Source organism: Hafnia alvei, assembly GCF_964063325.1.
Lineage (GTDB): Bacteria > Pseudomonadota > Gammaproteobacteria > Enterobacterales > Enterobacteriaceae > Hafnia > Hafnia alvei_B.
The window spans coordinates 2214912-2228501 of the sequence record NZ_OZ061315.1 but is presented as its reverse complement, the minus strand read 5'-3'; the positions used below and the strand labels follow the sequence as shown (position 1 = coordinate 2228501).

Annotated in this window: 10 protein-coding genes and 3 tRNA genes; 9 read left to right on the top strand and 4 right to left on the bottom strand. The window is 49.0% G+C overall.

The genetic code is table 11. The features are described 5' to 3' along the window. Positions 1–54 precede the first annotated feature (54 nt). The 6 genes from AB3Y96_RS10640 (at position 55) to AB3Y96_RS10615 (ending at position 4372) form a co-directional block, all read left to right on the top strand. Complete coding sequence (locus AB3Y96_RS10640) at positions 55–1425, top strand: MATE family efflux transporter (protein ID WP_072307195.1); 1371 nt, start codon at positions 55–57, stop codon at positions 1423–1425. Positions 1426–1604: 179 nt separating this feature from the next. After that, a tRNA-Val gene (locus AB3Y96_RS10635) sits at positions 1605–1681 on the top strand. 20 nt (positions 1682–1701) lie between these two features. Further along, positions 1702–1778 (top strand) — tRNA-Val (locus tag AB3Y96_RS10630). Between the two features lie 20 nt (positions 1779–1798). Continuing rightward, positions 1799–1875: transfer RNA gene (locus AB3Y96_RS10625), tRNA-Val, on the top strand. Between the two features lie 545 nt (positions 1876–2420). Further along, positions 2421–3833: a pyruvate kinase PykF gene (gene pykF, locus AB3Y96_RS10620; RefSeq protein WP_025801234.1), complete on the top strand. Its 1413-nt coding sequence runs from the start codon at positions 2421–2423 to the stop codon at positions 3831–3833. 302 nt (positions 3834–4135) lie between these two features. Next, entirely contained in the window at positions 4136–4372 is a 237-nt protein-coding gene (locus AB3Y96_RS10615) for a major outer membrane lipoprotein (RefSeq protein WP_025801233.1), read from the top strand. Positions 4373–4585: 213 nt separating this feature from the next. On the opposite strand, the gene AB3Y96_RS10610 is transcribed toward AB3Y96_RS10615, so the two are convergent. Next, positions 4586–5587, bottom strand: coding sequence for a L,D-transpeptidase family protein (locus AB3Y96_RS10610; RefSeq protein ID WP_367299139.1), 1002 nt, complete (start codon positions 5585–5587; stop codon positions 4586–4588). Positions 5588–5968: 381 nt separating this feature from the next. On the opposite strand from AB3Y96_RS10610, the gene AB3Y96_RS10605 reads away from it, so the two are divergent. Next, a complete protein-coding gene (locus AB3Y96_RS10605) occupies positions 5969–7411 on the top strand; it encodes a transporter substrate-binding domain-containing protein (RefSeq protein ID WP_367299138.1) in 1443 nt (480 codons plus the stop codon). Here AB3Y96_RS10605 and AB3Y96_RS10600 read toward each other — a convergent pair. Then, positions 7401–9017, bottom strand: coding sequence for an ABC transporter substrate-binding protein (locus tag AB3Y96_RS10600; RefSeq protein ID WP_072307597.1), 1617 nt, complete (start codon positions 9015–9017; stop codon positions 7401–7403). The two genes, AB3Y96_RS10605 and AB3Y96_RS10600, sit on opposite strands and share 11 nt — an antisense overlap. A 261-nt stretch (positions 9018–9278) precedes the next feature. Here AB3Y96_RS10600 and mpaA point away from each other — a divergent pair, with 261 nt between their 5' ends. Then, positions 9279–9998 carry a murein tripeptide amidase MpaA gene (gene mpaA / locus AB3Y96_RS10595; protein ID WP_367299137.1) on the top strand — a complete coding sequence of 240 codons (720 nt, stop codon included), beginning with the start codon at positions 9279–9281 and terminating at the stop codon, positions 9996–9998. A gap of 8 nt (positions 9999–10006) precedes the next feature. Here the strand turns inward: mpaA and ycjG are convergent, their stop codons facing one another. Continuing rightward, positions 10007–10984, bottom strand: a complete 978-nt coding sequence (gene ycjG / locus AB3Y96_RS10590) for an L-Ala-D/L-Glu epimerase (protein WP_367299136.1) — start codon at positions 10982–10984, stop codon at positions 10007–10009. Positions 10985–11272: 288 nt separating this feature from the next. On the opposite strand from ycjG, the gene tpx reads away from it, so the two are divergent. After that, on the top strand, positions 11273–11776 hold the full coding sequence (gene tpx, locus AB3Y96_RS10585) for a thiol peroxidase (RefSeq protein WP_072307594.1): 504 nt from the start codon (positions 11273–11275) through the stop codon (positions 11774–11776). 70 nt (positions 11777–11846) lie between these two features. On the opposite strand, the gene tyrR is transcribed toward tpx, so the two are convergent. Then, on the bottom strand, positions 11847–13433 hold the full coding sequence (tyrR, locus tag AB3Y96_RS10580) for a transcriptional regulator TyrR (protein WP_072307593.1): 1587 nt from the start codon (positions 13431–13433) through the stop codon (positions 11847–11849). Between the last annotated feature and the right edge of the window lie 157 nt (positions 13434–13590).

The window sequence follows — 13590 nt, the reverse complement described above, 5'->3', positions numbered from 1 at the left end:
AAGAGGCGTTTACTTGTCTGTTTTCTCTCTCATTTAAAATAAAAAGGTGTATACGTGCAGAAGTATTGGATAGAAGCGCGTAGCTTATTAGCTCTGGCTATTCCCGTTATCATTGCGCAGGTTTCTCAAACGGCCATGGGTTTTGTTGACACCATCATGGCAGGCGGCGTTAGCGCCACAGATATGGCGGCGGTTGCCGTTGGGACCTCCATTTGGCTACCGGCTATTTTGTTTGGCCATGGTTTGCTGCTGGCTTTAACGCCGGTCATCGCCCAGCTAAACGGCGCGGGGCGTCGCGATAAAATTGAACATCAGGTGCGACAAGGTTTTTGGCTGGCGTTTGGCGTGTCGGTTTTAATTATCATAGTCCTTTATAATTCCAAACATATCATCGATATGATGCATAACATCGATCATGATTTGTCGAGCAAGGCCATCGGCTATCTGCACGCGATTATGTGGGGCGCGCCGGGTTATTTGTTCTTCCAGGTACTGCGTAATCAGTGCGAAGGCCTATCGAAAACTAAACCGGGAATGGTGATTGGTTTCATCGGCCTGTTGGTAAACATTCCGATTAACTACATTTTCATCTACGGGAAATTAGGTGCTCCAGCGCTGGGCGGCGTCGGCTGTGGCGTGGCTACAGGCAGCGTGTATTGGGTGATGTATTTCATCATGCGTTGGTATGTTCGTCGCTCATCCAGCCTACGTGATTTACGTCAAAAAGGCATGGAAGCACCACAGTGGGCCACGATCCATCGCCTAATTAATATCGGTATGCCGGTTGCTTTAGCGCTGTTTTTCGAAGTGACGCTGTTTGCCGTTGTCGCTTTACTGGTTTCACCGCTGGGTATTGTTTCCGTTGCGGGACACCAAATTGCGCTGAACTTCAGCTCGCTGATGTTTGTGTTGCCAATGTCACTCGGCGTGGCCGCGACTATTCGTGTGGGTTACCGCTTGGGCGAAGGCTCGGCAGAAAATGCGAGAGTCGCGGCGCGCACCAGTATTGCCGTAGGAATGACGATGGCGGCATGTACCGCTATTTTCACCGTAATTTTCCGCGAACCCATTGCCCTGCTCTACAACGATAACCCTGAAGTTATCACCATGGCATCGCACTTGATGCTGCTAGCGGCAATTTATCAGATTTCGGATTCGGTTCAGGTTATCGGCAGCGGTGTACTGCGTGGTTATAAAGATACCCGTTCGATTTTCTTTATTACCTTTACGGCGTACTGGATTTTAGGGCTACCAACCGGCTATGTGCTGGCGCTGACGGATTATATTGTTCCCGCCATGGGGCCAAGCGGCTTCTGGACGGGCTTTATCATCGGTCTCACATCGGCGGCTATAATGATGGCGCTGCGTATCCGCTGGCTACAAAATCAGCCCGCGGCGTGGATCTTGCAGCGCGCAGCGCGTTAATCAAGGCAATTCAACGGCATCCTAGATGCCGTTTTTTTCACCCAGATGCGCATATCATCAGCAATCGTGTGAATTTAAGAGGAATTTTTGGCAATCCCCCTTGCCAGCCGTGTCATGTGCCGTTAATATTCGTCCCCGTTGTCTGGCACGGCTAACGTGCTAACAAAGCAGTACAGGATGCGTCCGTAGCTCAGTTGGTTAGAGCACCACCTTGACATGGTGGGGGTCGGTGATTCGAGTTCACTCGGACGCACCATTCTTAAGAAATTCTTCGTTGCGTCCGTAGCTCAGTTGGTTAGAGCACCACCTTGACATGGTGGGGGTCGGTGATTCGAGTTCACTCGGACGCACCATTCTTAAGAGATTCTTCGATGCGTCCGTAGCTCAGTTGGTTAGAGCACCACCTTGACATGGTGGGGGTCGGTGATTCGAGTTCACTCGGACGCACCATTCAATCTCGATATCGCCTTCTTTCTAAAACCTTTCCTTACCCTATCTATTTCAAACTTTAGAACAATTCCTTATTACTCATTCATCCACATATTGCTGGCCTAAATGTTATTATCGCGGTGGTTTCATTTGTTGCGCAACAAACGCAATGGATTTATTACATTTGCGCAGCAATCGTCGATTTTTTAACTAATCACGTGTTGATTGAGGCAAATTCGTTGTCATTTCTAAGACTAAGACCGTATAATACGAAACGTCATTTCAATTGAATGGTTTCAGCCCTTGATCTGTCGCTACGCAAACTACAACTCATATATGCTTTCGCGCTTATCAATATTTAAACGCGGAGAACACTTTTCCGCATCCATCCCTCAGCTGTCATCTATTCTTAGTCATGTTTCTACATCCCGATTACCGACGTTCAAATTTTTAGGCAACGTTAACCTTTTAAGCAACATCGTTTTATCGGCTTCATCTCTTGCCCACGGCAATGCCTTGGACACTCTGTTTTTTCAATCCATCACAACTTGCAGAAATTAAACTTCATGAAAAAGACCAAAATTGTATGCACCATCGGTCCTAAGACCGAATCCGAAGAAATGCTAAACAACATGCTGACCGCAGGCATGAACGTTATGCGTCTTAACTTCTCCCACGGTGATTATGAAGAGCACGGACAGCGCATCAAAAATATCCGCGCTGTTATGGAAAAAACCGGCAAGAAAGCCGCGATCCTGCTGGACACTAAAGGTCCAGAAATCCGCACCATGAAACTGGAAGGCGGCAAAGACGCTGCGCTGACCGCTGGTCAGACTTTCACTTTCACCACCGACCAGAGCGTTATCGGCAACACCAGCCGCGTTGCGGTCACCTACCCTGGCTTCGCCGCTGACCTGAAAATCGGCAACACCGTGCTGGTTGACGATGGCTTGATCGGTATGGAAGTTATCGAAGTTTCAGAAACTGAAGTGGTATGTAAGGTTCTGAACGCAGGCGACCTGGGCGAAAACAAAGGCGTTAACCTGCCAGGCGTTTCTATCCAACTGCCAGCGCTGGCTGAAAAAGACAAACGTGACCTGGTATTCGGTTGCGAACAAGGCGTTGACTTCGTTGCGGCCTCTTTCATCCGTAAACGTTCTGACGTCATGGAAATCCGTGAGCACCTGAAAGCCCACGGTGGCGAAAACATTCAGATCATCTCTAAGATCGAAAACCAAGAAGGTCTGAACAACTTCGACGAAATTCTGGAAGCCTCTGACGGCATCATGGTTGCTCGTGGTGACCTGGGCGTTGAAATCCCAGTTGAAGAAGTTATTTTCGCTCAGAAAATGATGATCGAAAAATGTAACCGTGCACGTAAAGTTGTTATCACTGCAACTCAGATGCTCGATTCCATGATCAAAAACCCACGCCCAACCCGTGCAGAAGCAGGCGATGTAGCTAACGCCATTCTGGACGGTACTGACGCAGTGATGCTGTCTGGTGAAAGTGCTAAGGGTAAATACCCTCTTGAAGCCGTTAGCATCATGGCAACTATCTGTGAGCGTACTGACCGCGTAATGCAGAGCCGCATTGATACTCTGCACGACAGCCGTAAACTGCGCATCACCGAAGCTGTTTGCCGTGGCGCGGTAGAAACTGCTGAAAAACTGGATGCTCCACTGATCGTGGTAGCGACTGCCGGTGGTAAATCTGCGAAAGCCGTTCGTAAATACTTCCCAGATGCCATGATCCTAGCTCTGACTACTAACCCAGTCACCGCTCGCCAGCTGATCCTGAGCAAAGGCGTTGTTCCTATGCTGGTTAAAGAGATCGCTTCTACTGACGATTTCTACCGTATTGGTAAAGAAGTTGCGGTTGAAAGTGGACTGGCTCAGAAAGGCGATATCGTCGTTATGGTTTCTGGCGCACTGGTTTCCAGCGGCACAACCAACACGGCATCTGTGCACGTTCTGTAATAGCATTTATTCTCAATATATCAAGCGCCGGTTTCCGGCGCTTTTTTTTTACATTTGTACAGCATTTTTTCCTCTTGAATTCGTATTATTATTATAATTAATTTTCAAATCAAATAAGATGAATCCAATAGAAATGACCTGTTTTCTCTCCTTTTTTTAACCTTTTGGCAAAAGAAGGCGTTTCTTTGAGCGAACGATCAAAATAAAGCGATTAAGTACGAAAAATTTATTCTCTTTAGAAAATAGTTTGTGTAATACTTGTAACGCTACATGGAGATTAACTCAATCTAGAGGGTTTTATAATGAATCGTACTAAACTGGTACTGGGCGCAGTAATCCTGGCTTCTACTATGCTGGCTGGTTGTTCAAGCAATGCTAAAATCGACCAACTGTCTACTGATGTTCAGACTCTGAACACCAAAGTTGATCAGCTGAGCAACGACGTTAACGCAATGCGCGCTGACGTGCAGACTGCTAAAGACGACGCAGCACGCGCTAACCAGCGTCTGGACAACATGGCTACTAAATACAAGAAATAATATTTCTTGAGTCATGTAATAAAGGCGCACTTCGGTGCGCCTTTTTTTATCTCTCGATTCCACACCCTCTCGCCCTCCTCTTTTTCTACTTGCGCATAGCCCGTTTTTTAAAGCCCGACACGTGCATGCCCACATCACAGCAATAAAAAAAGGACACCTTGCGGTATCCCTGTTAAACGGCGTAAGACTACGCTCAACGCTCGCTGATAGTTTTTACTCTGCTACGCTAGTCGACGTCGCCTTAGCTTGCGTAATCTTCACAGCGTTCGTCTCAGGCTCTGATTTCACTTCCTGACCGTGGTTCACAATCACCGGCATACCTGACCGGCGCTTCACTGCGTCGTCAAACACCAACCGATCGGTTAGTTGGCTATCAGCAAACTTCTTCGCGGCAGGCTTTAGCGCAATATGCATCGTTTGCGGATCGTCTTTCTCAGTGCGTGATAGCGGCTGGTGCACTTCTACATAGCGCTTGCCATCAGGCTCCACCGACACTTTCACTGGCGCATTCACGATCTGCACGCGCGTTCCTTTCGGAACGGTTTTGAATAATGCTTCAATATCATCAGGACGCAGGCGAATACAACCGGAGCTGACGCGCATTCCAATGCCGAAATTAGCGTTAGTGCCGTGAATCAAATAGACCCCACCTTGCGCGGATAGACGCAGGGCAAACAGCCCCATCGGGTTTTCTGGGCCAGCAGGTACCACCGCAGGCAGCGTGACGCCCTCAGCTTTATAATGCTTGCGAATGTTCGCCGTTGGCGTCCACGTTGGGTTAGCAATCGGCTGAGAAACGCTGGTCACCATTTCTGGCGTATTTCGCCCCAGCTGACCAATACCAATCGGATAGACCACGACCTTGTTCTGTCCTTTCGGATAGTAGAACAAACGCATTTCAGCCAAATTGATGACAATCCCCTCGCGCGGCGCGTCCGGTAGCAGCATCTGAGTCGGAATAGTCAGAACCGTACCCGGTTTCGGCAAATAAGGATCGACACCCGGATTGGCTTCCAGCATCCCTAGCAACCCGATTTGGAAGCGCGCGGCAACATCCTCTAGAGGTTTGCCATTATTCTGTACGGTAAACGTGGTGTTTTCGCCAATCAAACGGCTGTCTGGCGGCGGCAAAGGATATTCGGTTGCATTGGCGACAGACGTCCCTGCCATCCATACCGAAAGCAACATAGTTACAAGAGGTAGTGCACGCTTCATGCTTGATTCCCAGTCTTATCAGCTACCCTTCAGGCCGAAGGATAATCAATTAATTGTACAAGGCTGTAGAACTGCCCGTTTTATAAACACCCGTTATACTAACAGCCAGAGAGGAAAAGGCAATTTAAATGCCAGTAAATCAATGCGTTACTAAAATATTTTTGCTATACATTTCAGTTTGTTAACGGTTTCGCTGCTAATATGCACAAAAAATTAACCTTCGTGAATCAGATTGATCTGTTGTTCGGCGCATATTAACGATGTGGACTGCACAAAAAAACCGCAGCTGAACTACCAGCAACTATAATTAATCAAATTGTGCGACTTCTCGCCCATCCCTCTTCCAGCCCCCGATTCGGGTGGAAATATTTAGGTGGAAATATGGTGCGCTGCCTATTTTTACTCATTGCTCTCCTCTCCATTGGCACCGCGAGCCACGCAGCGCCGAGTAAAACCCTTTCGCTTCCTACCACCATCAATTCTGCCTATGGTGATTTTGATGCCATGCAACAGCGTAGGATCGTTCGTGTTTTAATCCCCTACAGCAAAACCTTCTATTTTTTAGATAACCAAGGCACTCCGCGTGGGCTGATGGTTGAGCTGATGCAACAGTTTGATAAAACACTTAATCACGGCATTAAGCCTGATAAAAAGATCCACATCGTTCTCATCCCCACCTCACGCGATAGGCTTATTCCTGATTTATTGGCGGGGAAAGGCGACTTGATCGCCGCAAACCTTACGGTTACACCAGAGCGTCAGCAGCTGGTTGATTTCACGATCCCGTTAGCCAGCGGCGTGCACGAAGTTGTGGTGGCCAATAAACTTCAACCCGCGCTAACAACGCGAGATGACTTAGCGGGCAAAAGCGTTTTTATCAATCCATCCACCAGCTATGTACAGAGCATTGCGCAGCTTAATCAACACCTCGCTAGCAACCAACTGGCGCCGGTTGAAGTCATTAATGCCCCAGGTAATCTCGAGCCTGAAGATATTTTAGAAATGGTAAATGCGAATTTGGCAGGTTATACCGTTGTCGATCGCTATCTCGCCTTGCTATGGCAGAAAATCTATCCCAATTTGGTGACCTACGACCAATTCGCATTGCGAAGCGACGGCAATATTGCCTTAGCCGTGCGGAAAAATTCTCCGCAGCTGCTCGCCGTCCTTAACCCATTTTGTAAAGCGCACAAATTAGGCACGTCGTTTGGTAACCAGCAGGTTTATAAATATTTGCGCAGCGTTAAGTGGGTAAAAAGCGCGACATCAGAAAACGAGATCGCAAAATTTAATCAGCTCACCACCATTTTCCAAAAGTACGGACAGGAGTACAGCGTAGACTGGCTACTGATGGTGTCTCAGGGATATCAAGAGTCGCAGCTAGACCAACGTAAACGGAGCCATAGCGGCGCCATTGGCATTATGCAGATACTCCCAAGCACGGGAAAAGATCTTAAAGTCGGCGATATTTCACAGGCAGAACCGAATGTGAATGCAGGAATTAAATATATCCGTTTTATGCAAGACCGTTATTTTGCCGATCAGCCCATGGATGAGCTCAATAAAATGCTCTTCACCTTTGCAGCCTACAATGCAGGCCCTGCGAAAATAGAGAGACTGAGAAAACAGGCCAAGCTGATGGGGCTTGATCCTAACCGTTGGTTTAATAACGTAGAGCGCGTGGCGCAATTAAAAATAGGGAATGAAACGGTGCAGTACGTCAGTAATATTTTCAAATATTACGTTGCTTACACGCTAATCAAGCAGCAGCAACAGAAGAAAGAGCAGGCTATTTCGCCTGCTCCCAATAAACCTAGTGCTTAATGATGTACATCGTCTGGCTGTAGGCCACATCTTCAGGGTTAGTAATCGGATACCCCTTCACCCAAGGCTTAATTAAGCGGCCATTGGTATATTGGTAGATGGGCGCAATCGGCGCTTGGTCGGCCAGAATCTGTTCAGCCTGCGCGTAGTCGGCGTTACGTTTACCTGCGTCAGTTTCTTCACTGGCCTGTTTTAGCAGCTTGTCGTATCCGGGACTGTTAAATTTGGCGATATTTCCGCTATGGCTCGATGTTAACAGCGTCAAGAACGTCGATGCTTCATTGTAGTCACCCACCCAAGACGCGCGAACCACATCAAATTTGCCGGTGTTTCGGCTATCAATATAGGTTTTCCACTCTTGATTAGTCAGTTTTACCTGTGCACCCAACGCCTTTTTCCACATTGAAGCCACCGCAATCGCAATTTTTTGGTGGTTCTCAGAGGTGTTGTACAACAAGGTGAGTTTTAACGGCTTATTCGGCCCATAGCCCGCTTCTTTCAGCCACGCTTTAGCCTGTTTATTGCGTTCGGCCTGCGTCATTTTCTGGATAGCCAGCGGTATAGGCTCGAATCCTGCGGTCACATCCGGCGTTAGGTGATAGGCAGGCTTCTCGCCGGTACCCAAAACTTTCTCAGCAATGATCTGTCTGTCGATGGCGTACGAAAGCGCTCTGCGCACGCGAGCATCATTGAGCGGTGCTTTTTGGGTATTAAACGCGTAGTAATAGGTGCCTAGCTGGTCCGGCGTATAGACCTGTTCAGGAATATCCTTCATTAATTTGTGGTACATATTTTTAGGGAAGGATTCCGTGATATCAATATCCCCTGCCAGATAGCGCTTGGTTGCCGCCGACTCTTGGTTAATAGGGATAAATGTCACCTTAGTTAAAACGGTATTTTTACGATCCCAATAATACGGATTAGGCTTTAACACGATTTTTTCGTTAACGACTCGCTCCTGCATGGCATATGCGCCATTGCCCACCAAATTCTCTGGCTTAGTCCAATCGTTACCGTATCTTTCAATCGTTTTCTGAGGTACGGGGAACAGGCTAAAATTAGCCAGCAGGTTTACAAAGAACGGCACCGGCTTGTTCAGCTGTACCACCAGCGTATGCGAATCTGGCGCAGCAACACCTAACTTTTGTACCGGCACTTGACCGCTAATAATGCCTTCAGCGTTGGCGATCCCCGCCATTTGAGCAAACCAAGCAAACGGCGACAGCGTTTTAGGATTGACTAAACGCTGCCAGCTATAAACAAAATCATAGGCCGTTACCGGCTCACCGTTCGACCACCTGGCGTTCTCCCGCAGTTTAAACACATAGCGTTTGTTATCGGTTGTTTTCCAGCTCTGGGCCACACCCGGCGTCGGTTTACCGTCTGCGCCCTGATTAACCAACCCTTCAAACAGATCTCTCGCCACCTGCGCCTCAGGTAATCCCACCACTTTTGCCGGATCTAACGAAGCAGGTTCATCTTTAATATGACGAACAATCTCTTGTTTTTCAGCCAATACGGCTCCCGCAGGAACCTGCGCGGCCTGCGCAGAAACGAACCCCGAAGCAATCAATGCGGATAATGCAGTAATACGAAAAAGATGCATAAATGGAACCCTATATATCCAAAATCATTGGCACGGCCGGCGGCATTCCCTAATCCCAGACACCTTCATTCCTCACGCTCGTTTATTTTTGTCGTTGCGAACGTTTTCTGAGGTCAAAAAGTATGCCTTAATAAGAAGGTTAACAGACGGAAATTATTCAGACTTAGCCCCAAATAATTGGAGTGCATCCAAGCAGATGGCGAGCACAGATGCAGCTTCAAGTATGACAACGTTATTCTACTATTACGGGAAACCTGTTGCATGGGAAATGGTGTAAAACAGATCCGCCCTCGTTCCGAACGCGGCCAAATTAGCGCGACGGCGGTCACTTATGGACACTCGCTGCTCGGTGCGCCGCTTCTTTATTTCCCCGCCGTTCAGCCCGATCGTGATACCGGGCTGATTATTGCCGGCACTCACGGTGACGAAACAACCGCGGTCATCGCCCTGTCCTGCGCGTTGCGCAGTCTGCAGCCGATGCAACAACGCCACCATGTCATTTTGGCAGTCAATCCTGACGGCTGTCAGCTAGGACTACGAGCAAATTCTGCGGGCGTCGATCTCAATCGTAATTTTCCCGCGGCTAACTGGCTATCCGGTCATAGCGTATATCGCTGGAACAGCGCCAGCAGCGAACGTGATGTTAAATTATCCACCGGCGACGCGGCGGGTTCTGAACCTGAAACGCAGGCGCTTTGCCAGCTCATTCGCCGTTTAAAACCGGCGTGGGTGGTTTCGCTACATGAGCCTTTGGCCTGCGTGGAAGATCCGCACCAAACGCTGCTCGGACAGCAACTTTCCGCCGATTTTGAACTGCCCTTAGTGAGCAACGTAGGGTATGAAACGCCGGGCTCATTTGGTAGCTGGTGTGCCGACCTCAGCCTGCCCTGCATCACGCTAGAGCTACCCGCGATTTCTGCCGATCTCGCCAGCGAAAAATACCTTCCGGCACTGCTGGCGCTGATCGACTACGATTTATAATCCGTGTTTTACGCTGGCACGTTAAGCTGAATGCCACCACAGCTGAAATTCAGCGCAGGGCTGGCATCCTGCGCCAGCCACGTAGGGCCATCAAGATCAACAAATTTGGCCGCTGGCGCTAACGGCAAAGCCGCACGAATAGCGCGAGAGGTGCAAATCATGCAGCCCAACATAATCGCCATGCCCTCTTTCTGCGCCAATGACCGCAGCGCTATTGCCTCAGTCAGACCACCGGTTTTATCCAGTTTGATATTTATCATGTCATAGCGACCTTTTAGCGCAGCAAAATCATCACGGGTATGACAGCTTTCATCAGCGCAAATCGGTAAGGGATGAATGAAATGAGCTAGCGCCTCGTCTTGGTTCGCCGGTAAAGGCTGCTCCAGCATCACCACCCCAACATCGGCCAGCAACTGGCAGCGCGCCGCTAATCCTTCGGCCTGCCAAGACTCATTGGCATCAACAATTAACATCATCTCGGGCACAGCGGCGCGGATCGCCATCAATCGCTCAGTAATAAGATGATCGTCGAGCTTAATTTTCAGCAGCGTAGCGCCTTTCTGATACAAAGAAAGCGCGGTGGAGGCCATCTGCTCCGGCGATCCAATCGACACGGTTTGCGCCATCACAATACGTTCTGGCTGTGTGACATTACATTGCTCCCACAGCGTGGTGTTAGTCTGCTTACACACCAAATCCCATAACGCACAGTCAACCGCGTTACGCGCTGCGCCTGCGGGTAATCGCGCTAATAACTCACGGCGATCAAGGCCATTCTCAATGGCTGATTTCACCGAGGCAAGCTGCGCCAGCACAGAGTCCACGCTTTCGTCATAGCGCGCATAGGGCGTACATTCACCGACGCCAACCACGCCATCGTGTTCAATTTCCACGACGACGACGTAAGCTTCGGTTCGGCTGCCCCGAGCGATCACAAAAGGCGTATGCAAAGGCCAGACTTCTGAATAAAAACGCATTGTTTTCATACTTATTCCTTAGCGCTAATAAAAGGCAGGATGCAGATAGCTGAAGTATTAGCCAATATCATCATAATGTTATACCCAAAATAATTCATGTTGCATTGAGGCAGCAAGTGAGCGCATCCCGATGAGCTTACTTATGTAAGTGATTCGGGTGTGCGAATGCAGCTAACAAAAATGCAGCATGAAGTATGAAGGGTATATGCAGATATTTAAAATTGTTCGTATATTCAAGGTTATCGTGTTAGCGTAAACTCTAGTTCGTGTTAACTAACTGTAATAGGAAATACCATAATGACGCAGACAGTTCATTTTCAAGGCAACCCAGTGCACGTAGCAGGCCAAATCCCTCAGGCTGGCGATAAAGCCAAACCCTTCAAACTGGTAGCTAAAGATCTTTCCGATGTTGATCTGGCAAGTCTGGCTGGTAAACGTAAAATCCTGAATATCTTCCCAAGCATTGATACCGGCGTTTGCGCAGCATCAGTGCGAAAATTCAACCAGCTGGCAAGCCAGACTGATAACGCCGTTGTGTTGTGCATTTCGGCCGACCTTCCTTTCGCTCAGTCTCGCTTCTGCGGCGCTGAAGGCCTGAACAACGTCATCACACTGTCTACCCTGCGTGGCGGCGATTTCAAGCATGACTACGGCGTAGCCATTACCGATGGTCCATTGGCTGGTTTAACCGCACGTGCCGTGGTCGTTTTAGATGGCAATGACAACGTGGTCTATAGCCAACTGGTAAACGAAATCACCGAAGAGCCAAACTACGATGCGGCATTAGCTTCGCTGAAGTAAAATTGTTGCGATATTGATTGTTGTAACGATAGAAACAAAAACGCGGTGCTATTTCAGCACCGCGTTTTTTTTAGTTCTCTTCTGCGTCTGGGTGTGTTTCCACATGACGCCGGCTGCTAAGGCCATACTCGCGTAGTTTATTGGCAATCGCGGTATGCGATACGCCCAAGCGTTTTGCCAGTTTTCGCGTGCTTGGATAGTTGCGATACAAACGGGTCAGCACTGAACGCTCGAAGCGCTTGCAAATATCATCCAGTGAACCATCCAGAACTTCATCGCCTAGCGCCATTTCAGCTTCAAACTCAGGCAGAACAACGTCCTGTGGACGCAACTCATAGCCTTCAAGCTGGGTTAACGCGCGGTAGATCGCATTCTTTAGTTGACGAACGTTACCCGGCCAGCCGTATTGACTGAGGAACGCGTTCAGCTCAGGCGCCAAACGCGGTCTTGGCATCCCCTGCTCATCAGCAAAGCGCGATACAAACAGCTCGGTCAGCGGCATGATGTCCTGCGTACGTTCACGCAGCGGCGGCAGATTTAGCGTCAAGACGTTAAGGCGATAATAAAGATCTTCACGGAACAATCCACGTTGCACCAGATCGATCAGGTTTTTCTGGGTCGCACAGATAACGCGAACGTCTACGCTCACTTCGTGTTCTTCACCCACGCGGCGGAACGTCCCGTCGTTGAGGAAACGCAGTAGTTTGGTTTGCATGCGCGGCGACATTTCGCCAATTTCATCCAGCAACACCGAACCGCCGTTGGCTTGTTCAAAGAAACCTTTTTTGCCTTCCAGCGCATTCGGATAGGCGCCCGCGGCGTGGCCAAACAGTTCGCTTTCAGCAACGTCATCCGGTAACGCTGCACAGTTCAGCGCAAGGAATGGCTGCTTACCGCGTGGGCTACGCAGATGGCAGGCGCGAGCCAGCACATCTTTGCCGGTACCGGTATCACCCACAATCAGCAAAGGCGCGTCTAGCATCGCGAGCTTACGCGCTTGATCTAACACCTGACGCATTTTCGGGCTAACGCCGATAATGTGCTCGAATTCGCTATCGTCATTCACCGCGAGGTTTTGCAACTGACGTCCAATGCGAACCGCCGATTTCAACACCACCACCGCCCCTACCGGCGCAGACATTTCGCCCTGCTCTTCACCCAGATAGATTGGCGTGATATCCATCAGGTAATCCTGACCGCGAATAACCACTTTTTCGGCATGCGGAGCAACGGTTTCATTCTCCAGCCAGCGCAAAAAGTTGTAGCCGCCAATCAGTCCACCCGCGGTTTGATTACAGATCTTATCTTCCGTGGTACCAAACAGCATTAACGCCGCTTGGTTTGCCAGCTCAACTTTCCCCTTCATATCAATAGAGAAAACCGGCTCTGGCAGTGATTCTAGCAGCGCCCACATCGCACGATGTTCACGCTCTGACGGCATGTATGGCACGGTGCGTACGTCGGTAACACCGCTGATGCGGCGAATCTCTGCCATCAACTGACGGAAGACTTCGAAGTCAAGTTCATTAAAATTCAAATAGATACGACCGATGGTATCGATCTCAATCCCACGTAAATCAATATTACGCGCTGCCAGCAGATCCAGCAGTTCTCGGGTTAAGCCGATTCGGTCTTCACAAAAAACTTCCAGGCGCATCAGTTTTGACCTTAATCTGCATATTACGGTGTGTAAAACATACGTGTAGATACACGAGAGAAAACCAATTGCCCTACATCACGCTCGTTATTATGGCGATTGTACGACAACTGAAACAGTAACTGTCAGTATAAGTTGACAGATCTTTCTATTGTTA